At 40.9% G+C, this 220-nt stretch carries 1 protein-coding gene; it reads right to left on the reverse strand.

Features of this window, described 5'->3' with window-relative positions; translation table 11 throughout:
- Positions 1-220 (reverse strand): hypothetical protein (locus tag AOQ32_RS08845; RefSeq protein ID WP_158531909.1); only part of this gene is annotated, 220 nt, incomplete at both ends.

A 220-nucleotide genomic window follows, 5' to 3' on the forward strand; every position in this document is an offset into this window, starting at 1 on the left:
GGTTGATTATTACCACCGCCATTGCATTTTCTCGTGTCTTCCGACTTGTCGAACAAGAACAGTTTTGAAAGGTAAACATTGCCAGTGCCTTCATTGATTTTATTGACAGGCACTATCATTTTTTTCAATGGAACTGACTGTCCCTTTTCCGTCACCGTAAAGACATAAGCCGTCTTGTCCGCGTTTAGTTCAATATGAACATAAAGTGGCTCGATATGCT

Source organism: Fructobacillus tropaeoli, assembly GCF_001047135.2.
In the GTDB taxonomy this organism is placed as follows: domain Bacteria; phylum Bacillota; class Bacilli; order Lactobacillales; family Lactobacillaceae; genus Fructobacillus; species Fructobacillus tropaeoli.